The 20,056-nt window shown below is 57.6% G+C and carries 16 protein-coding genes; 6 read left to right on the top strand and 10 right to left on the bottom strand.

Annotated features, from left to right (window positions below; all coding sequences use genetic code 11):
- Positions 1 to 53: 53 nt before the first annotated feature.
- A complete protein-coding gene (locus ACYZUD_RS07780) occupies positions 54 to 1,589 on the bottom strand; it encodes an EAL domain-containing protein (RefSeq protein WP_462023415.1) in 1,536 nt (511 codons plus the stop codon).
- Positions 1,590 to 1,704: 115 nt separating this feature from the next.
- Positions 1,705 to 2,577: a LysR family transcriptional regulator gene (locus ACYZUD_RS07775; RefSeq protein ID WP_462023414.1), complete on the bottom strand. Its 873-nt coding sequence runs from the start codon at positions 2,575 to 2,577 to the stop codon at positions 1,705 to 1,707.
- 77 nt (positions 2,578 to 2,654) lie between these two features.
- Here ACYZUD_RS07775 and ACYZUD_RS07770 point away from each other — a divergent pair, with 77 nt between their 5' ends.
- Together ACYZUD_RS07770 and hppD are read left to right on the top strand one after the other, a co-directional pair.
- Entirely contained in the window at positions 2,655 to 3,593 is a 939-nt protein-coding gene (locus ACYZUD_RS07770) for a DMT family transporter (protein ID WP_462023413.1), read from the top strand.
- Positions 3,594 to 3,845: 252 nt separating this feature from the next.
- Positions 3,846 to 4,922 (top strand): 4-hydroxyphenylpyruvate dioxygenase, encoded by a 1,077-nt coding sequence (gene hppD / locus ACYZUD_RS07765; protein ID WP_462023412.1) that lies wholly within the window; start codon positions 3,846 to 3,848, stop codon positions 4,920 to 4,922.
- 131 nt (positions 4,923 to 5,053) lie between these two features.
- Here hppD and rarD read toward each other — a convergent pair whose 3' ends face one another.
- From rarD to ACYZUD_RS07725, 8 genes are all read right to left on the bottom strand, one after another.
- Positions 5,054 to 5,935 (bottom strand): EamA family transporter RarD, encoded by an 882-nt coding sequence (gene rarD / locus ACYZUD_RS07760; protein ID WP_462023411.1) that lies wholly within the window; start codon positions 5,933 to 5,935, stop codon positions 5,054 to 5,056.
- Between the two features lie 252 nt (positions 5,936 to 6,187).
- A complete protein-coding gene (locus ACYZUD_RS07755) occupies positions 6,188 to 7,201 on the bottom strand; it encodes an aldo/keto reductase (RefSeq protein WP_462023410.1) in 1,014 nt (337 codons plus the stop codon).
- Positions 7,202 to 7,335: 134 nt separating this feature from the next.
- The gene (locus ACYZUD_RS07750; protein WP_462023409.1) at positions 7,336 to 8,631 is read right to left on the bottom strand and encodes an efflux RND transporter periplasmic adaptor subunit; all 1,296 of its coding nucleotides are present in this window, start codon (positions 8,629 to 8,631) and stop codon (positions 7,336 to 7,338) included.
- Positions 8,621 to 10,096: a TolC family protein gene (locus tag ACYZUD_RS07745; RefSeq protein ID WP_462023408.1), complete on the bottom strand. Its 1,476-nt coding sequence runs from the start codon at positions 10,094 to 10,096 to the stop codon at positions 8,621 to 8,623. Before ACYZUD_RS07745 ends, ACYZUD_RS07750 begins: the two co-directional genes overlap by 11 nt.
- Positions 10,089 to 11,285 carry an ABC transporter permease gene (locus ACYZUD_RS07740; protein WP_462025202.1) on the bottom strand — a complete coding sequence of 399 codons (1,197 nt, stop codon included), beginning with the start codon at positions 11,283 to 11,285 and terminating at the stop codon, positions 10,089 to 10,091. The genes ACYZUD_RS07745 and ACYZUD_RS07740 overlap by 8 nt, the downstream gene beginning before the upstream one ends.
- Positions 11,282 to 11,986: an ABC transporter ATP-binding protein gene (locus ACYZUD_RS07735; protein WP_462023407.1), complete on the bottom strand. Its 705-nt coding sequence runs from the start codon at positions 11,984 to 11,986 to the stop codon at positions 11,282 to 11,284. The genes ACYZUD_RS07740 and ACYZUD_RS07735 overlap by 4 nt, the downstream gene beginning before the upstream one ends.
- Before the next feature lie 207 nt (positions 11,987 to 12,193).
- Positions 12,194 to 12,652 (bottom strand): hypothetical protein, encoded by a 459-nt coding sequence (locus ACYZUD_RS07730; RefSeq protein WP_462023406.1) that lies wholly within the window; start codon positions 12,650 to 12,652, stop codon positions 12,194 to 12,196.
- A 186-nt stretch (positions 12,653 to 12,838) separates the two neighbouring features.
- Entirely contained in the window at positions 12,839 to 14,149 is a 1,311-nt protein-coding gene (locus tag ACYZUD_RS07725) for an MFS transporter (protein ID WP_462023405.1), read from the bottom strand.
- Positions 14,150 to 14,318: 169 nt separating this feature from the next.
- Between ACYZUD_RS07725 and ACYZUD_RS07720 the strand changes: the two genes are divergently transcribed.
- The 4 genes from ACYZUD_RS07720 to ACYZUD_RS07705 all read left to right on the top strand — a co-directional run bounded on the left by ACYZUD_RS07720 (position 14,319) and on the right by ACYZUD_RS07705 (position 20,041).
- Positions 14,319 to 15,431, top strand: coding sequence for a sugar diacid recognition domain-containing protein (locus ACYZUD_RS07720; RefSeq protein ID WP_462023404.1), 1,113 nt, complete (start codon positions 14,319 to 14,321; stop codon positions 15,429 to 15,431).
- 330 nt (positions 15,432 to 15,761) lie between these two features.
- Positions 15,762 to 16,733 (top strand): IS110 family RNA-guided transposase, encoded by a 972-nt coding sequence (locus ACYZUD_RS07715; protein ID WP_462019512.1) that lies wholly within the window; start codon positions 15,762 to 15,764, stop codon positions 16,731 to 16,733.
- 146 nt (positions 16,734 to 16,879) lie between these two features.
- The gene (locus ACYZUD_RS07710; RefSeq protein ID WP_462023402.1) at positions 16,880 to 18,022 is read left to right on the top strand and encodes a glycerate kinase; all 1,143 of its coding nucleotides are present in this window, start codon (positions 16,880 to 16,882) and stop codon (positions 18,020 to 18,022) included.
- A 393-nt stretch (positions 18,023 to 18,415) separates the two neighbouring features.
- A complete protein-coding gene (locus ACYZUD_RS07705; protein ID WP_462023401.1) occupies positions 18,416 to 20,041 on the top strand; it encodes a methyl-accepting chemotaxis protein in 1,626 nt (541 codons plus the stop codon).
- Positions 20,042 to 20,056: the final 15 nt, after the last annotated feature.

Here is a 20,056-nt window from a genome sequence, read left to right as displayed (position 1 = left end):
CTTTTGATTCAAATTGGTGCGCCGCGCCGTGGTTCGTCGCTTAAAGCGGCTAGTTAATGGTGACTTAATGCATTAATGAAGTCTGCCCCGGGCATCGGCCGGCCGAACAGATAACCTTGCAGGAAGTTCACGCCGTGGGCCGTCAGATAATCACTTTGCTCCACGGTTTCGACACCTTCGGCAACAATACTCAGATCGAGTTTGGCCGAAAGCTCGATGATGCTGTCCAGGATGTGCCGGGACAGGGCGTCGACACCGATCATGGCCACAAAGCTCTGGTCGATTTTCAGGAAGTCCACATTGAACTGGCGCAGATAACCGAGGCTCGAGTGACCGGTGCCAAAGTCGTCGATCGCGATCATCACGCCGAGTTCATGCAGCTGCTCGAACAATTGGTGGGTGACGGGCGTAGGCTCGATGAGTTGACGCTCGGTCAACTCAAGCACCAGGTTAATGGTGCCGGGGGCGAAGGCACCGAGGAACTCACGGCAATCGGCAACCAGTTCCAGGTCCTTGCAATGGCCGGCGGTGATGTTGATACCGACGTGAAACGGCTCATCGAACAACGCCGATTGGGGCGCCAGTAACGCTGCGGTTTGTCGCATCAATGAGCGGGTCATCGGCACAATCAGTCCGGAATGTTCGGCAAACGGAATGAACAGATCCGGGCGTACCAGGCCTTCCTTGGGGTGATTCCAGCGCATCAGCACCTCGATGCCGGACCATCTCTTGGTGTCGCCATGGACCACCGGTTGAAAATACGGAACGAACTCTTCAGCTTCCAGCGCACGCCGCATTTCATGGCTTGGCGACGAAGAGCGCTTCTGCAGGAAATGACCGATCGAACCGGAAATCACCCCAAAAAAGATCAGCAAACTGAACAACGACGGATACTCGCTGGTCATGTAACGCCAGGTCGCTCCTTCGGGAAAGCCGGCCGTGACAGCAAAGGGATAGCGTGACGAAGTCAGTTCGCTTTGCGCCACCGGGAACACCGGTAGGGCGTCTTCGTGGAACTTGCCATCGGCAGACAGCCAGTGGGGGCCGACTTGCAATACCAACAACGTCTTGCGGCCGATCATGCGCAGTGCGTTGCTCAAGTGATAGCCGTCCAGGGTACTCATCGCTCCCTGTTTGCCTTCGCTGAGCCGATAGACCAACAGCGCCGTATCGGGTGTGACCGGGTTACCTTTCATCAGCAACAACTGGCCTTGGGTGTAGTCTCCCGAAACGATTTTTTCGTGATAGTCGCCAAATAACGAACTGCAATAAATGGTGTTGTCCCACACAAGGTTGGTCGAGCGCACGAAGGGGCGACGAGTGACCTGTTCACGCAACTTCAGATTGACGTCGATACAACTTTGCCCGGCCAGCGGCAGCAATTCGCGCGCGGCCTGGGCGGTGTTGTCGAGCATCAGTTCGAACTGGCGAATGGCCTCTTCGGCAGTCTGTTCGGTGCTGTGTTTGAGTGCACGTTCAGCCTGCATGTAAAGAATGGCGAACCCCAGTAACATCGGGAGTAATCCGCTCAATACGGTGACAGTCATCCTGAGGCTGCGTTTGCGGCGGGATTTGATGTTCAGTGGCATTCGCGAAACCTGTCACGATGAAATAGGGCTCTCAAATGCTGGCAGGACAACAGCGCGCCTCCCAAAAAGAGTTCAGTCAGAGGCCATGATAGTTGGCCTTCGATACTTATGCCGCTCACCGATATTCCAGACTTGAGGCCAGTTTGATAAAGGCCAGTGTGGCGGGTGAAGACTGGCGCTGGTCGAGCACCGCCAGGCCGACCTGGCGTGTGACCGGCGGCGACAGCGGTTTTTTCACGTAGCGGCTGTCGCTGTGGTCAGGCAACGAGCTTTCGGCGACCACGGTCAAGGCGTCGCCCCGGCCGACGGTATCCAGCGTGCTCAGCAGCTGCGAGCAGCGATAGCGGATGTTCGGTGTCAGTCGCGCCGCATTGAACAACCGTGAGACCAGTTCCGAGGAGCCGGCTTCGGTCAGCACAAAAGGGTCGTGGCACAACTCGCTCAAGTTCAGGCTGTCGCGACCTGCCAGCGGATGACCGATAGGCAGCAGCGCGACCATCTGGTCTTCGATCAGCGCAAAGGTGTCGAAGCGTTCCTCGGGCAACACCACGAAGCCGATATCGATACGCCGTTCCTCCAACCACTGGATCACCTGCCGGTCCGGACCTTCGTCAATGTGCACTTCAATGCCAGGGTGAGCGGCCCGGTAGTGCTGCAGGATCATCGGCAGCAGCTTGATCGACGAGGTCGGGCCGAACGAGCCGATGCGCAACGTGCCGCGTTTCATTCCGCGAGCATCCGCCGCTTCCTGGCGCAAGGTGTTGGCCAGTCCCAGCATCGCCCGGGCACGCAGCAACAGCTGTTGGCCGATGTCGCTGAGTTCAACGTGGGACTGATGTCGGTGCAGTAACTCAACGCCCAATTCCTGTTCCAGCGATTTGAGGGCGTGAGACACCGCAGATTGAGAAATCCCCAAACGATTGGCCGCCGCCGTGAAGCCGTGAAGCTCGGCCACGAGTGAGAAAATTTCCAGTTGGGTGAGGGTCATGAGTGATTACTCATTTTACGATGATCTGGCATTAGTGAAATGATACGTCATCTGCCTGATTCCGGTTCTGACGAGCTATGACTATCTATGTACAAACGACCTCATCGGATGTGCCGGTTTACCTGAAACTTGCCGCTGTCACGATGATTTGGGGCGGAACCTTCGTGGCTGGCCGGTTTCTGGCTGACAGCCTCAGTCCTTTATTTGCCGCCAGCCTGCGATTCCTGCTGGCCAGTGCGGCGCTGCTGCTGTTTTTACTGCTGGCCCGCGTACCTCTCGCCCGACCCAGTCCCAGGCAATGGCTGCAATTGGCGCTGCTGGGGTTTTTCGGGATCTTTTTCTACAACCTCTGCTTTTTTTACGGGCTGCATTACATCAATGCGTCACGGGCGTCATTGATTGTGGCGCTGAACCCGGCCGTGATCGGGTTGGCGTCGTGCCTACTGTTCAAGGAGCGCTTGAGTCGGGTGAAAGTCATCGGTATCGCAATCTGCATTGCCGGGGCGAGCCTGGTGATCGTCAGCCGTAACCCGCAGTGGCTGGCAGGTCATGCCGATGCCTGGATCGGCGATCTGTTGATTTTCGGCTGCGTACTCGGTTGGGGCATCTATTCACTGTTCTCCAAGGATTTGAATCAAACCCTGGGGCCGGTGCAAACAGTGACGTATTCGATTTTGCTGGGCACGGTGATGCTCTGGGTGACCAGTGCTGTCAGGGGAGAGTTGAGTGTCGCGGCACTCGTCAGCTTAGGGCCGCAGCAATGGCTGAGCCTGATGTACCTCGGCGTATTGGGTTCGGCGCTGGCCTACATCGCCTATTACGACGGCATTCGCAAAATCGGCGCGACCCGTTCCGGCGTGTTCATTGCCTTGAACCCGCTGACGGCGGTGATCCTTGGTGCACTGCTGCTGGACGAGCAGTTGACCCTGGCGATGTGCCTGGGCGGCGGGCTGATTCTGCTGGGGATTTACCTGTGCAACAAACCCCTTGCGCGAGCAGGGAAAAAGGGGATTTGATACAGAAGGCGGACAAACTGTTTTACGCTGTGTAGAATCGGGTTACGCATATAAGAATAATCGTCTTCTGGCAGCAGAAGCCTCGCCCGCAAGAGCCTTGGGTCGACCATGAAGATATTTGGGTTTCAATTGATCTACGGTGACTTCCTCGCCCGCAGCGTGCGGGGCATCTCCTGCGCGCCACCCGCCGGTCTCAGCATTGCTAGCAACTAACGATCCGTTAATTGACAAGAAAATGATGAGGCGCCAACCATGGCAGATTTATACGAAAACCCAATGGGCCTGATGGGCTTTGAGTTCATCGAGTTCGCATCGCCGACCCCCAATACCCTGGAGCCGATCTTCGAGATCATGGGCTTCACCAAGGTTGCGACCCACCGCTCCAAAGACGTGCACCTGTATCGTCAGGGCCAGATCAACCTGATCCTCAACAACGAACCGCACAGCGTCGCTTCGTACTTCGCGGCCGAGCACGGTCCGTCGGTGTGTGGCATGGCGTTTCGCGTCAAGAACGCCCAACAGGCGTTTGCCCGTGCCCTGGAACTCGGTGCCCAGCCGATCCACATCGAGACCGGCCCGATGGAGCTGAACCTGCCGGCGATCAAAGGCATCGGCGGCGCGCCGCTGTACCTGATTGACCGTTTCGGCGAAGGCAGTTCGATCTACGACATCGACTTCGTGTTCATCGAAGGCGTTGACCGCAACCCGGTTGGGGCAGGCCTGAAAATCATCGACCACCTGACCCACAACGTTTATCGCGGACGCATGGCCTACTGGGCGAACTTCTACGAGAAGCTGTTCAACTTCCGCGAAATCCGTTACTTCGACATCAAGGGCGAATACACCGGCCTGACGTCCAAGGCGATGACCGCACCGGACGGCATGATCCGCATCCCGTTGAACGAAGAATCGTCCAAGGGCGCCGGTCAGATCGAAGAGTTCCTGATGCAGTTCAACGGCGAGGGCATCCAGCACGTTGCCTTCCTCAGCGATGACCTGATCAAGACCTGGGATCACCTGAAAAGCATCGGCATGCGCTTCATGACGGCGCCGCCGGAAACCTACTACGAAATGCTCGAAGGCCGTTTGCCGAACCACGGCGAACCGGTCAACGAACTGCAATCACGGGGCATTTTGCTGGACGGTTCGTCCGAGTCGGGCGACAAGCGCCTGCTGCTGCAGATCTTCTCGGAAACCCTGATGGGCCCGGTGTTCTTCGAATTCATCCAGCGTAAAGGTGATGATGGTTTCGGCGAAGGCAACTTCAAGGCGCTGTTCGAATCCATCGAACGCGACCAGGTTCGTCGTGGCGTGCTGTCCACCGACTAAGCCGTTGCAGATGTAAAAAAAACCGGTCGTTGACCGGTTTTTTTTACATCAAAAGATCGCAGCCTTCGGCAGCTCCTACAGGGTGAACACTGATCCCGTGTAGGCGCTGCCGAAGGCTGCGATCTTTTGCTTTATGGACGTCGTTGTCGCATCAAATGTTTGAACCCTTCGAACATCAGCACCAGCACCGCCAGCCAGATCGGAATGTAGGTCAGCCACTCCCCGGCCTTGATGCTTTCCCCGAGCAGCAACGCGACGCCGAGCAACAGCCCCGGCTCGACATAACTCAACAACCCGAACAGGCTGAACGGCAGCAATCGGCTGGCGATGATGTAGACCACCAGCGCCGAGGCACTGATCACCCCGAGCATCGGGATCAGCAGCGACAGCCACGGGTGTTGATCGAACACGTCGAAGCCCTGTTCACCACTCTGAACGAACCAGAACGCCACCGGTAGCGTCAGCGTCATGTCCAGCCATAACCCGCCGAGGTTGTCCGCCGCCAGACGCTTGCGCAAAATGAAATAGGCCGGATAGCCAACGCACACCAGCAAGGTCGCCCAGGAAAAACCACCGACCTGATACACCTCGTTGATCACGCCCAGGCAGGCGAAAAACACGGCGATTTTTTGCAAGTACGAGAGGCGTTCGCCATAGGCGAGCCGCCCGGTCAGGACCATGGTCAAGGGCAGCAGGAAATAGCCCAGCGACACGTCGAGGCTATAACCGTTGAGCGGCGCCCACATGAACAGCCAGAGCTGCACGCCGAGCAGGGCCGAGGAGGCGATCAGGCCGGCAATCAATTTCGGATTGGCAGCGATGCGCCGAACAATTTCGACCACGCGCTTCCATTCACCGGACACCACCATGAACACAGTCATGCAGGGCACCGTCAGCAGCATTCGCCAGCCGAATATCTCCACGCCACTCAACGGGGTGAGCAGCGAGGTGTAGTAATACATGACGGCAAACAGCACCGAGGCCGAAACCGATAGAGCGATACCTTTAGACAAACTGTCCTCGCGGAGTTGAGTGTGAAACGGGGCGCAGAGGATACGTGGCTTTCGCGTTGAATATTGACCAACTGATCAACACTGTCCAACTGTAGGAGCGAGCTTGCTCGCGATAGCGGTCTACCAGCCAACATCAATATTGAACGTGAAACCGTCATCGCGAGCAGGCTCGCGCCCACATTTGGGCAACCTCGCACATGATTTGCGGTCGACACATAACTTTTGTGGGTGCGAGCCTGCTCGCGATAAATCTTAAGCCGTACGCGGTTTGCGCCCAGACACAAAGTGACTCACGTCATTGAACCCCGGTGTCGACGCATGCCCCGGCGTCACCAGCGAATCGATGAACGCTTCATCCTCAGCCGTGATCTTCACCGCCTGCGCCTTGGTGTAGGCATCCCACTGTTCTTCGGTACGCGGCCCGACGATGGCCGAGGTGACGGCGCTGTTGTTCAGCACCCAGGCAATCGCGAACTCGACGATGCCCACGCCACGACCCTGAGTGTATTGCTGGATCTGCTGGGCAATGCGCAGGGATTCGACGCGCCATTCGGTTTCCAGAATGCGTTTGTCCTGACGACCGGCGCGGCTGTTGGCGTCCGGTGTCACATCCGGCGCGTACTTGCCGCTGAGCACACCGCGAGCGAGCGGGCTGTAAGGCACCACGCCCAAGCCATGGTTTTGCGCCGCAGTGATCTGCTCGGTTTCGGCCTGGCGGTTGACGATGTTGTACAGCGGCTGACTGATGACCGGCCTGTCGACCCCCAGTTTGTCGGCCACGCGAATGACCTCGGCGATACGCCAGCCGCGATAGTTCGACAAGCCCCAGTAACGGATTTTGCCCTGGCGAATCAGATCGCCGATGGCCGATATCGTGACCTCCAGCGGCGTGTTGTGGTCCTCGCGGTGCAGGTAATAGATGTCGAGGTAATCGGTGCCGAGGCGCGTCAGGCTGGCGTCGATGCCATTGAAGATGTGCTTGCGGCTCAGGCCGCTGCGGTTCGGCACGCCGTCCACCGGGCCGAAACCGACCTTGGTGGCGAGTACCCATTCGTGGCGGCGACTGGCGATCGCTTCGCCGACGATTTCTTCGGAGCGGCCGCTGGTGTAGACGTCGGCAGTGTCGATGAAATTGATGCCCTGGTCCCAGGCCTTGTCGATGATCCGCAGGGAGTCTTCGGTGCTGGTCTGTTCGCCGAACATCATGGTGCCCAGGGTCAGGGTGGAAACCTGCAGACCCGAATGACCCAGTGTGCGATAGCTCATGACGAAATCCTTTTACTGAGGGGAAAGGCCCAATCAAATACCAGAACAAGCGTACGTGGCAAACGCAATTGTCGACTCCTTGTCCGGCAACGCGGCGCAAATACCGAGACAGGACATGTCGGCGCGAAGGTTTGTCATGCGCAGGGTGCCTGGATCTGCAGCCGGACAAGCCCAGGTGACAGCCCGAATACCTCGATGCCTTTGAGGGTTGATCGGCCCGTGGTGACGGGCATCCGCTTGATCGGTTGATCAACACCCTCACGGTATTCCACTATTCTGTCCTGACCTTCGAGCAGGATAGCCTCCGGTGGGAGAATGATCGCCTCATCATTGCGATACGTGATGATGGTCAGGCGGGTGCTCATGCCCAAACGTACGCGCTGTGATTGCTCATGGGTCAGTTCGGGAATCGACAACGTCACCGAAAACGTTGCACTGCCGCTGGACTCCTCATCCCGCTCGGCCACGCTGCCAACTGTGCGTACGGTTCCCCTCAAAAGATCGCCTTCGAAGCCGTCACCGAGGATTTCGACCTCTTGCCCAGGATGTAGCTTGTTCACATCGAGCTCTGATACCGAAGTCGCAATTTTCAGTTCATTGATATTGGCCAAGCCGAATAACACTTGACCCCGGCCAACTCTGGCCCCGGCCTGCACCGGGCCCGTCGAGTTCGTCCCGGAGGGTTGAGAGGTGCCGGCTGGAACGACAACCCCCGTGAAAGGGGCAAGGACGTGCTGATCATCGAGCAGTGTCAACAACGTCTCATACCTCACCGAAGCGTTCTTCAACTCCATCTCGGCTATTTGCCTGTACTCGCCTTGTCCCTGTTCGAGTATCTGTTGCAGTTCGCTTTGAGCGGCGAGCAGCTCGAGCTTTTGCGTCTGTATTTGTTGGTTTAAATCATCCAGCTCATTACGCGCAATGATTCCCCGGTCAAACAATGTCTGGCTGTCGCGAAACGCGCGTTGCAGATTATTCATAGACAACTCGGATGTCCGCAGCGTCCGGCGTGCCCGTGCGACGGACGCACTGTTGGTCCAGTCGTTGAACTCCTGCACTGCGCGTCGTGCTTTCAGTTGTGCCGACAGTGCATCGCGCAGTTCTATTTGGATAAACGCGGGATCCATCGACAGCATCGTCTGGCCTTTTTCCACCCGTTGACCCGGTTCCACCAGCTTCGCTTGAACATTGCCCTCGAAGGGTGCAGTCAGGATCACATTCCTGTGTGGTTCGATCTTCCCCACCAGGCCGATTTTGTGGACCAGTAATTCGCTCTGTACTGACACCCACTGCTCAGCATTCGGCTGACAGGTCCCCGAGGCTTGAAAACGGTCAACGGCGATGCCGGAAACGACCAGCAAGGCGACGCCAATGCCTGCTCGCAACTTGCACGAGCGCCGGATTGGCTGGCTAGCTTCATTAATAATCATTGAGCGCAATTTCCCAATTTTCCAACATCACACCGAGGATCAAATCGAGTTGGGCTTGTGTGTTCAGATATGCAATGAGCGCATTGATCTGAGCGTTCTGGGCATCTCGCATGTCCCCCTCGAAACTGATTATCTGAAAGTTACTTGAGCGCCCGGCGCCCAGCTTTTCCTGTTCGATGTCGAGTTTTCGTTTAGATAATTCACTGGCGCGCTGAGCAATTTCATATTGGCGCCAGCGAGTTCCGAGTTCACGCACTACGTCGTTGACACTGCGTTCCAGTTCCTGGCGAGCGTCGGCGAGGGTGATTTGATGACTCTCAATGTTGATCCGCGCATGCACCTCGGCCCGGCGCGTTGCAAGTTCACCCAGTGGTATTTCCAGCTGCACGCCAGCGTAGCTGTCCCAGCGTCGACCAGTACCTGCATCATTGCGGCCCTGAAGCTGATTGGCCCCAGCTACAAGTGAAACATCCCAGCGTGCCTGGTCTTGGGCGATGACCAGGTCCAAATCAATCCGTTGACTATCCAGCAACGTGGAAAGATATTGCGGCTGTTGGGCCTGTGCCACGCGCAGGGCTTCATGCTTGTCGATAAGGGTAGGGGACGCTACCGGCACTTCAGCCGCGTAGAGGGTCGTCGAAAGATCCAGCGCGAGCAGCTGCAGAAGTGCCAGGCGATTTCTGTGCACCTGGTTTTGCGCCTCTTCCACGCTCAATTCCTGTGTGGCGATATCGGCTTGCGCCTGAATGATTTCGAACGCGGCCATGCGCCCGGAACTGATCAGTGCCTTATTTACCTCCAGTAACGAATGGCTCCGTTCGAGTGCCTCCTGGACAATGATCAGTTGCTGTTGAGATTTGAGGAGCTCACGGTAAGCCGTAATGATGTCGAAGATGGCCTGAGAGACGCTGGCCTTGAGATTCAACCGGTTGGACTGTTCCGAAATTTTTGCCAGGCGCAAGGGAGCAGTGGTGATGTCTCGTCCCGCGCCACGTAACAAGGGTTGAATCACCGTCAGGTCCAGGCCATCACTGCGAGTGCGCCCGGCAAGTTCGGCACTGCTCAGTTGCCGGGTCCAGCCCAGGCTTATGCGCGTTCCGTACTCTCCAAGTAAACTAGCCGTGGGTGACAGCGTCGTGTGGCTGGCCTGGTCCTCACTGCCCTGAGTACCCTGATATTTGGCTTTGAGAAGTAGTTTTGGATTAAACGCATCTTTGGCTACGCGCAAGTCGAACTTCTGCCCCACGCGCTGCAGGTAAGCACTTTTGATACCCCGATGGTTACGCAAGCCCAGGTACACCGCGTCATCCAACGTCAGATGGGTCGACTGCTGACTCAACAGTACGCTGCGGTAATGGTCACGTTGAAGCGTTGGCGCCGATAAGGGATCGGTGAGACCTGCCAAGGTGCTACTGCTTTGCACCAGGCACAGTAGAGAGGCCACCCGGACTCGCCAGCTACTCATCGCGCAACGCTTCTACGGGTTGTAGTCGAGAAGCAAGGATCGCGGGGTACAGTCCGAAAAACAGACCCACCATTAGTGTGCTGGTTAATCCGAGTGGCAGGGAAACCGGCGCCAGGAAAAATTTCCAGCCTGAAAGATTGGCGTATATGAGTGCGAAAGTGATGCCGATAGCTCCGCCGCAAAGTGCGCCCACTGTTGTCAGTGTGAGGGCTTCCAGCATGAACAAATTACGAATGTCCCGCCGCCGCGCACCCAGCGCCATACGAACGCCTATCTCTCTTCGTCTTTCTGAAACATTCATGAGCATGACATTCATTACGCCGGCACCGCCGCCGACCAGAGAAATACCGCCAAGTGCCATTAACAAGTAGGCGAACGTGCGATTTTGATGAGACATTCCATCAATGATCTGCTGCGGGACAAGGACTGAGGCTTCCTTTGCGCCCAGCATTTTTTTCAGCATGTCGCCCAGCGCAAGGGCCACGGCACTCATGTCCTGATGCGGTTTCACCCGAACAATCACGTCACGTATTTGCGTCGAAGCATTCAGGCGAATCATCCCTTCCAGAGGGAGAAATATCGACTCATTGACCCTTATCGGAATGAACATCAAGTCGGGTTTCTTTTGCAGAATGCCAATGACCTGAAACAGGTAGCGGTTGATGCGCAACCGGTCACCTACCTGTAATGGACCCTCTTTCCCGTTCAATGCTTCGGCGAGTTCGTGTCCGACTATCGCGAATGTTTCATCCTTATCGAAGTCGGACAGAAATCGTCCTTCGCGGAGCGTTAAATCCAGTGCTTGCGCCAACTCGGACGTGCTGCCGATCAGGTCGGCATCCACGGTGCGACCGTTAAGTATTACTGAGCCACCCGTTTGGGTGGTCGGCGCAATGCTCAGGAGACTGGGCATGACGTTACGAATCCGATGAGAGTCAAAGGTTGAAGAAAGGGCGCCGTATTCGGGTGTATCGGAAAGCTGGACGACCAGCGTATCGACCCCCATTGCGTTGAAGATCATCGACGCATCTGTGGCAGCGTTGCTTCCGATGTTGATCATTGCGACGACCGATGAACTGCCGATAGCGATGCCCAACACTGCCAGAACGGAACGCTTGCCCAGCGCGTGAAGGCTGGCGCCGACATCGTGCATCAGCATCAGGACGAACTGCCCGGTGCCGGCAATCATGTGAGGCACGCTCCGAGCTCCTGTACGCTGCCGTCTGCAACGAGAATCTGTCGGTCCAGAAGCGCGGCGACGGCCCGATCGTGTGTGACGACGATCAGCGTTACTTTGCGTTCGCGGTTGAGGGATAACAGGAGGTCCATGATGTCGCTTGCAGTGTCACTGTCGAGGTTACCGGTAGGTTCATCAGCCAGTATTAGTGACGGCTCACCGACCAGCGCCCGGGCAATTGCAACGCGCTGCCTCTGACCGCCCGACAGGTCAGCGGGGCGGTGATGGGCGCGCTGCTCGAGACCGACCCGGGAAAGCATGCGCATGGATCGTTGCAGCGCGTCATCTCGTCCGACACCGCGATACCTGAGGGGCACGGCGACGTTGTCGAGGGCGCTTAATCTCGGCATCAGGTTAAAGCTCTGGAATACGAATCCAATGTGTTGATTGCGAATCACAGCCCGTTCATCGGCTGTCGTAGTAAACATATCGTGGCCTGCGAATCGATACATACCGGCATCGGCACTGTCGAGTAGGCCAAGTAAGTTGAGTAATGTACTTTTGCCGGATCCCGAACTTCCAAGAAGTGCGCAGCTTTCACCTGCACTTATTGTCAGTGATACTTCCCTTAGAATGGGCAGGTGTTGGCTGTCAAGCCGATAGCTTTTACTGATGGCTGACAGTTGGATCAGGTTTTTAATAGGGGTAGTCATTGCTGTTCGGTGTGGGGCGTGAGTGCTGCTTGAGTGGAGTTTTGAAGAGGTTGCTGAAGTAGTAAGATGTTCTGGTGTGGACGATTTTATCAGCGGGTCAAGTTGCTCGCCGCTTAATGGGCGGCGAGCGAAGTTAAAACCTATAAAAGCTTTTATTGTTATTTTTATGTGGGGTCAAGTAACGAAAAAATACCGTCTTGGAGGGGGTTAGATGTTGGCGCGCCCGATACATTTTGGATCTGACCCGGATTTGTCAAAAACGAACTCAACCTGGATCTGCGTGGAACTCCAAGGGGCGTAAGTTATACTCAGGTCTTGAGAGTGCCACTGGCCATCTTGCTTCATACTGTCGGGAGACTTGACCTGTTTGCTCCCGCTACCGCTTGCATTAAAAGCGCCCAAGTTTACGTTGGCTTTATTACCACCCTGCTGGTCGTTGCTTTTAGTGATTCGGTAGTATTTGAGATAAATGCTTTTGCTGCTGCCATAATTATAGTAATGCCCTGTTGCTTCTCCTTTGAAATTGCCACTAGTGCAGGAAACCGAAAAAGGCTGGGAAGCTGCTTTGGCAGTATTTGCAGCAGACGAAGTCGCTGCATTGCCCATCAGCGGAAAGCAGGCTAGTGATAGAGATAGCAATAGTAGGCGTGCAGGAGATTTAAGCATTAATATGAATCCTTTTCAGTTTCTGTTTGTGGCCTCTTTCAAGTGGGTTGTTCCAACTTGGGTGAAATGAGGCGATCGCAGACTATCGCCTCTTCAGGGGTATTAATGTAGGACCCTGCTACAGGATATGTAGGAAACTATATACTTAACCTGTAGTTCTTTAATTGCTGCTGTTGTGACACAGGCCTAAACCCGCAACTTCCGCGTCATCCTCAACGCCAGCAAACTCCCGCAAACAATCACACCCGCCAGCAGATACAACGCCGCATCGGTCGAGCCGGTACTGTCCTTGACCCAACCCACCAGATACGGGCTGAGGAACCCGGCCATCTGCCCCATCGAGTTGATCAACGCCAAGCCACCGGCAGCGGCGCCGGCACTCAGCAGCGCGGTCGGTACCGGCCAGAACATCGGCAGACCGGTGAGGGCGCCCATGGTGGCGATGGTCAGGCCGAGGATGGCGATGGCCGGGTGGGCGGCGAAGTTCACGGCGATCAGCAGACCGACCGCACCCATCAGCATCGGTACAACTAAATGCCAGCGGCGTTCTTTGCGCAGGTCTGCCGAGCGGCCCACCATCAACATGAACACGGCCGCCAGCAGGTAGGGGATCGCACTCAACCAGCCGATCACCAGGTTATCGCTGAAACCGAGGTTCTTGATGATCGACGGTAGCCAGAAGTTGATCGCGTAGACGCCACTCTGGATGCAGAAGTAGATCAGGCCGAACGCCCAGATCGCCGGGTTCTTGAACACGGCCAGCAGCGAGTCGGTGGTGGTTTTCGGCTTGTTGGCCAGGTCTTCTGCGTGGTCGGCCTCAAGCACTGAACGCTCGAAAGGCGTGAGCCACTTGGCATTGGCATAACTGTCGCTGAGCAGGAAGTACGCGAGGGCGCCGAGGATCACGGTCGGAATGCCTTGCAGCAGAAACATCCACTGCCAGCCGGCCAAACCGCCTTGGCCAGCGGCGAAGTGGTTGAGGATCCAGCCAGAGAACGGGCTACCGAGGAGGCCGGACACCGGGATCGCCGACATGAACAGCGCCATGATGCGGCCACGGCGGAAGGTCGGGAACCACTGCGAGAGGTAGAGCACCACGCCCGGGAAGAACCCGGCTTCGGCCGCGCCGGTGAACAGGCGCAAGGTGTAGAACTCGGTCGGGGTGGTGACGAACAGCAGGCAGGTCGACAGCGTGCCCCAGACGATCATCATCAGCGCAATCCAGCGGCGCGGGCCGAATTTGGTCAGGGCCAGGTTGCTCGGTACGCCGCACAGCACGTAGCCGATAAAGAAGATCCCGGCCCCGAGGCCGTACACGGTTTCGCTGAATTTCAGTGCGTCGAGCATCTGCAGCTTGGCAAATCCAACGTTCACCCGGTCGAGGTAGTTGAATAGGTAGCAGATGAAGATAAAGGGGATCAAACGCAGGGTAATGCGTTTGTAGACGGCGTTTTTTTCGTCAACGATGGCCTGAGTAGCGGCGGCGCTCTGTGACATGGCGGGCTCTCTCTTTATTATGATTTTTTGCGATGCAAGGGTAACGTTGATCGCCCAGTGAGTCTCGGCCACCCTTTGGGTCGTTGTCTTTGTGCTTGCGCACAGGGTTTGCAACCAAGGCCTGTGCGGGTGAACAACCCGCCCCTTCACGCTTTCAAGGATCCCCGCTATGTTCGAACTCGATCACGACCTGGCCCAGGATATCGTCGACCGGGCGATGGCCATCCTGCCGTACAACGTCAACGTCATGGACAGTCAGGGGCTGATTCTTGGCAGCGGCGAACCGGAGCGGGTCAACACGCGGCATGAAGGCGCGCAACTGGTGTTGGCCAATGGACGCGTGGTGGAAATTGACGCCCAGACCGCCATACATCTCAAGGGTGTGCAACCGGGCATCAACCTGCCGTTGTTGCTCGATCAGCGTTTGATTGGCGTGCTGGGCATCACCGGTGAACCCGAACAATTGCGCACGTATGCCGAACTGGTGCGGATGACGGCGGAGATGCTGGTGGGCCAGCGTAACCAGCAGGCCGAGCAGCAATGGCGGCGCCAGCGTTGCGATGATCTGCTGGCGTTGTTGCTGAGCGAGGCGGGGGATTCGCCTCGATTACTGGACGAAGCGCAACAGCTGGGGCTCAAGCCGCAGATGACGCGAGTGCCTTACCTGTTCGAATTGGGGACGGAACACGGTCCGGGGCAAACCGTCGAGGCACTCAGCGCCTGGCTGATTTCGCGTTATCCGGACAGTTGGTGTGTGAGTTCGGCCAAGTCCTCGTTGCTCTGGTGTCGGCCGGCGAGCCAGGCGATCGAGCATGATCGGCTGCTGGAAAAACTCGATGGCCTGGGCTGGAACATCCTGCGCATTGCCGTGGGCGGGCAGGCTGATGGCCTGTCGGGGCTGCGCCGTTGCTATCGGCGGGTCGGAGACTTGCTGGCCTACGGGCGTGATGTCCTGCCGCATTCGCGCTTGTTGACGCTGACCCGCTATCGGTTGCCGGTGATGCTCTGGCGCCACCGCAACGACGATGCGCTGGACGAGTTGCTTAAGCCGCTGCGCAAAGTCATCGCCAAGGATGGCAACGGTCAGCTGCTGGCGACCTTGCGCAGCTGGTGCGACCACGACGGCCAGAGCCAGGCCTGTGCCGATGCACTGGGCATCCACCGCAACAGCCTGCGTTACCGGATGGAGCGGATTGCCGAACTCAGCGGCGTGGACCCGTTGCGGCTGGACGGGATGCTGGCGCTGTACCTCGGCGTGCAACTCCTCCCTCAGACCGACTGATGCACACGATCCACTTAGGAGCTGCCGAAGGCTGCGATCTTTTGCCTTTGCTTTTCCAAACAAAATCAAAAGATCGCAGCCTTCGGCAGCTCCTTGTATCTCGACTATCGCTCCGTCAGGAGCGATAGTTCTCGACTGATCATCGAGGGAGGGATCTGGAAGACGCGCAGCTCCTTAGGCGTTATGCCTGCAATGTAGATGGTGCTCCAACCCTCCACACTCACTCGTATAGTTCGAACGGTATCTTGGGCCCGTCTTCGGCGAGAGCCCGCATTTGCAAGGTTGGACAGAGTGCAGTGATGATCGCAATTGATCTGATTGGAGGTATTCATGTCCAGTTTCGTTGGCGTCGATGTCGCAAAAAATACTTTTGATATCGCCACTCATCTGCCTAATGGCAAACACAAAACCAAGGCCAAACTCGCTAACGATGCCAAGGGCTTCAAGGAACTTGAGGCTTGGTTGCACAAGCAGGCCGAGCCTTCGGCCCTGATCGTGATGGAAGCCACCAGCGTCTACCACCTGGCGCTCGCCGAGTTTGTTTACAACAAGGGTTATCGGGTCTGTGTGGTCAACCCGGCTACGACCCATGCCTATGCCAACAGCGAACTGCGTCGAGTCAAAACCGATAAAAGCGACGCCAAGCTGATCGCTGACTTCGCCAGAGAAAAACATGAAAAACTGTCGCTCTGGGCCCCGGAACCGCTGAAGTTTCGCCAACTGAAGGCGATGGTTCGCCGCCTCGATGATCTTCAGGAAATGCAGCAAATGGAGCGTAATCGTCTGGACGTGTCCGACGAAAGCGTCAAAGACTCGATCCAGTCGGTACTGCGCCACGTCGAAAAAGAGATCGCTGAGACGCACAAGGTAATCAAGCAACACATCGATGACGACCCCGACATGCGTCAGATGCGCGACTTGATCGTGACCATCGATGGCATCGGCGAAAAAACACTTGAGAGACTACTGGCCGAACTGGGCGACCTGCGCAAATACGACGATCCGCGCAAACTGGTGGCTGCTGCGGGACTCAACCCGAAGCTGCATGACTCGGGCATGCTCAAGGGCCGCACCCCGATCTCGAAAATCGGCTCGGTACGACTGCGCGCCAGCCTCTACATGCCAGGAATCGTGGCGCTGAAACACAACGAAGCAATCATCGCTCTCAAAGACCGCCTGAAGGCCAACGGCAAGGCTCCCAAGCAAATCATCTGTGCCGCGATGCGCAAGCTGCTGCACTTCGTCTATGGCGTGCTCAAGTCGGGTCAACCCTTCGACCCGAAACTTGCGCTTGCTCGGTGAGAGTCAAGACGGTATCTACATGGATAGATGTGAATGTCCTGGTTTTGTGGGAATGAACAATAATCCTCATTGCCGCTTGTGCAGCGGACCGGCGTTATTGTTCATGGCTGCTGGCAGCATGAGGGCATTGGAACTGGAGAATTTGCATGAAAATCGTCATCGCCCCCGATTCGTTCAAGGACAGCCTGAGTGCCCAGGGTGTGGCTGACGCCATTGCCCTTGGCCTGGCGCAAGTCTGGCCCGCTGCGCAGTTGGTCAAATGCCCGATGGCTGACGGAGGAGAGGGGACGGTCGAGTCGATTCTGGCCGCGTGTGAAGGTGAACTGCATCGGACCAACGTTCGTGGCCCGCTCGGCGCAAGGGTCGATGCCGCTTGGGGCTGGCTGCCCCAGAGCCACACCGCAATTATCGAAATGGCCGAAGCCAGCGGTCTGCAACTGGTTCCGCCAGGCCAGCGCGATGCATGCACCAGCAGCACGTTCGGTACCGGTGAATTGATTCGCGCCGCCCTGGATGCGGGCGCGCAACGGGTGATCCTGGCGATTGGCGGCAGCGCCACCAACGACGGCGGCGCGGGCGCCATGCAAGCCCTGGGTGTGAAACTGCTGGATGCACAGGAGCAAACCCTGGCGCCGGGTGGTCTGGCCCTTGGGCAACTGGCTCGCATTGATCTGAGCGACATTGATCCGCGTCTGGCCGAGGTGCGTTTTGACATCGCTGCCGACGTCAACAATCCACTGTGCGGGCCTCACGGCGCCTCAGCGATTTTCGGCCCGCAAAAAGGCGCATCGCCCGAGCAGGTCCAGCAACTGGATCTTGCCCTCGGGCACTTTGCCGAGCGGTGCGCCGAGGTTCTGAATAAAGACGTGCGCGACGAGCCGGGCAGCGGTGCAGCGGGTGGACTGGGGTTTGCCGCCAAGGCGTTTCTTGGCGCGCAATTCAAGGCCGGTGTCGAAGTGGTCGCCGAGCTGGTCGGCCTCGCCGATGCGGTCAAAGGTGCCGACCTGGTCATCACCGGCGAAGGCCGTTTCGATGCGCAAACCCTGCGTGGCAAAACGCCGTTTGGCGTAGCGCGTATCGCTCGACAACACGGTGTGCCGGTCATCGTCATCGCCGGTACGTTGGGCGAGGGTTATCAGGCGCTGTACGAGCATGGCATCGATGCCGCGTTTGCCTTGGCGAGCGGGCCGATGACACTGGAACAGGCGTGTGCCGAGGCGCCACGATTGTTGCAGGAGCGGGCCAGCGATATCGCGCGGGTGTGGCGGATGGCTGCGCGCAAAGCCTGACTCAATCCTGCGAACGGCAGCACTTTTGTGGCGAGGGAGCTTGCCCCCGCTAGACTGCGCAGCAGTCTCCGAAGGCATCTTGCGATTTGTCAGGTTGATTTCGTTGTCTGGTTTGCAGCTGCTGCGCAGCCGAACGGGGGCAAGCCCCCTCGCCACAGAAGCTTCGATGGCTTCCTTCTGCGCAGCATGTGTTTCATGGGTGAAACACATGTAACCCCTTGAAATATTTTTCTCAAAACCCCGCAAAAATCCTCAACTCCCGCCGATACAGATAACAGGCGCACACAAACCAATTACAACAGTGGCGCCACGCTGAAACGGTGCGCGCCAACGCCCGCCCTACAGCGATCACGGCAAGGACGCTCGAAGCCTCAATCACCCGAGTATCGTCCTATGTCCCTGCGTAATCTGAATATCGCGCCTCGAGCTTTCCTGGGTTTTGCCTTCATTGCCTTGCTCGTCATCGTGCTGGGTGTGTTTGCCGTAAACCGCATGACGATCATTCGCCAGGCTTCTGTTGAGATGGGATCGACGCAACTCCCCAGCGTCGGATTCCTGGGCAACATGACGGAAAACGTCTTGCGCATGCGCATCCTCTCGTTCCGGGTGTTGGTCAACCGCGATCCGGCCGCGTTGCAGGAAGCCCAGGCGCGTATCGGCGTCCTCATCGACAAGCTCCGCAGCGCCCAGGCCAGTTACGCCGCCTTGCCGGCCCAGCCTGAAGAAGTCGCGCTGTACAAGACGTTCACCGCCACGCTCGACAACTACATGCAAGCCCAGACTCAGATGATGGAGCTGTCGCGGCAGAACAAGCTCGATGAGATGCGCACCCTGATCAATACGCGGATCAAGGACGGCACGGACCAGATGGGCGAGCAGCTCAATAAGCTGGTGGCACTCAACACCAGCTATGCCAAGGCTGCCTCGGCCGAAGCGGGCGAGGAATACAACAGCGCCATTACCGGCATCGTCGCCGTGGCGGTAATGGCTGCGCTGATGACCGTGTTGCTGGCCTGGCTGCTGACCCGCAGCATCGTCACGCCGTTAAATCGCGCGCTGCAAGCGGCCCAAACCATTGCCGGCGGCAACCTGAGCAAAGTCATCGAAGTCGACGGCAAGGACGAACCGGCGCGTTTGCTCGAAGCCTTGTCCACCATGCAGACCAGCCTGCGCAAAACCATCGAACAGATCGCCGGTTCCGCCACTCAACTGGGGGCTGCTGCCGAAGAACTGAGCACCGTCACTCAAGAGGCATCCCGTGGCCTGCAACAGCAGAACAACGAAATCGAACAGGCCGCCACCGCCGTCAACGAAATGACCGCCGCCGTGGAAGAAGTGGCACGCAACGCGGTATCGACTTCCGAGGCCTCGAACCAGTCGACCCAGGCGGCTCGCGAAGGTCGCGACCGGGTGGTGGAAACCGTCGACGCGATCCAGACCATGACCCACGACGTGCAAAAAACCTCGGTGATGATCGAAGGCCTGGCCGCTCAGGGGCGCGACATCGGCAAGGTCCTCGACGTGATCCGCGCCATCGCCGAACAGACCAACCTGCTGGCGCTGAACGCCGCGATCGAAGCCGCCCGTGCCGGTGAAGCCGGGCGTGGTTTTGCCGTGGTGGCGGACGAAGTCCGGGCGCTGGCTCATCGCACTGCGCAATCGACTCAGGAAATCGAGAAGATGGTCGCCGGCATTCAGAACGGTACCGGTGAAGCGGTCTCGTCGATGCAACAAAGTAATCAGCGCACGCAAAGCACCCTGGAAATGGCCCGCGCCGCCGGTGTTGCACTGGAGCAGATCACCCAATCGATCCATTTGATCAACGAACGCAACCTGGTGATCGCCAGCGCGTCGGAAGAACAGGCGCAGGTTTCTCGGGAAGTCGACCGCAACCTGGTGAACATTCGCGACCTGGCGACTCAGTCCGCCGCCGGTGCCAACCAGACCAGCGCCGCCACCCACGAACTGTCACGCCTGGCCGTGGATTTAAATGCCATGGTGGCGCGTTTCGTGATTTGAGATAGGGTTGAGGCT

This window comes from Pseudomonas sp. XS1P51, assembly GCF_054897845.1.
The sequence above is the reverse complement of the archived record's forward strand: the minus strand, read 5'-3'. Positions and strand labels throughout refer to the sequence as shown.

Excerpts from the sequence above, each read along its gene's own strand:
- ACYZUD_RS07780 (WP_462023415.1), bottom strand. The coding sequence starts at position 1,589 with ATGCCACTGAACATCAAATCCCGCCGCAAACGCAGCCTCAGGATGACT.
- ACYZUD_RS07775 (WP_462023414.1), bottom strand. The coding sequence starts at position 2,577 with ATGACCCTCACCCAACTGGAAATTTTCTCACTCGTGGCCGAGCTTCAC.
- ACYZUD_RS07770 (WP_462023413.1), top strand. The coding sequence starts at position 2,655 with ATGACTATCTATGTACAAACGACCTCATCGGATGTGCCGGTTTACCTG.
- hppD (WP_462023412.1), top strand. The coding sequence starts at position 3,846 with ATGGCAGATTTATACGAAAACCCAATGGGCCTGATGGGCTTTGAGTTC.
- ACYZUD_RS07755 (WP_462023410.1), bottom strand. The coding sequence starts at position 7,201 with ATGAGCTATCGCACACTGGGTCATTCGGGTCTGCAGGTTTCCACCCTG.
- ACYZUD_RS07750 (WP_462023409.1), bottom strand. The coding sequence starts at position 8,631 with ATGATTATTAATGAAGCTAGCCAGCCAATCCGGCGCTCGTGCAAGTTG.
- ACYZUD_RS07745 (WP_462023408.1), bottom strand. The coding sequence starts at position 10,096 with ATGAGTAGCTGGCGAGTCCGGGTGGCCTCTCTACTGTGCCTGGTGCAA.
- ACYZUD_RS07740 (WP_462025202.1), bottom strand. The coding sequence starts at position 11,285 with ATGATTGCCGGCACCGGGCAGTTCGTCCTGATGCTGATGCACGATGTC.
- ACYZUD_RS07735 (WP_462023407.1), bottom strand. The coding sequence starts at position 11,986 with ATGACTACCCCTATTAAAAACCTGATCCAACTGTCAGCCATCAGTAAA.
- ACYZUD_RS07730 (WP_462023406.1), bottom strand. The coding sequence starts at position 12,652 with ATGCTTAAATCTCCTGCACGCCTACTATTGCTATCTCTATCACTAGCC.
- ACYZUD_RS07725 (WP_462023405.1), bottom strand. The coding sequence starts at position 14,149 with ATGTCACAGAGCGCCGCCGCTACTCAGGCCATCGTTGACGAAAAAAAC.
- ACYZUD_RS07720 (WP_462023404.1), top strand. The coding sequence starts at position 14,319 with ATGTTCGAACTCGATCACGACCTGGCCCAGGATATCGTCGACCGGGCG.
- ACYZUD_RS07715 (WP_462019512.1), top strand. The coding sequence starts at position 15,762 with ATGTCCAGTTTCGTTGGCGTCGATGTCGCAAAAAATACTTTTGATATC.
- ACYZUD_RS07710 (WP_462023402.1), top strand. The coding sequence starts at position 16,880 with ATGAAAATCGTCATCGCCCCCGATTCGTTCAAGGACAGCCTGAGTGCC.
- ACYZUD_RS07705 (WP_462023401.1), top strand. The coding sequence starts at position 18,416 with ATGTCCCTGCGTAATCTGAATATCGCGCCTCGAGCTTTCCTGGGTTTT.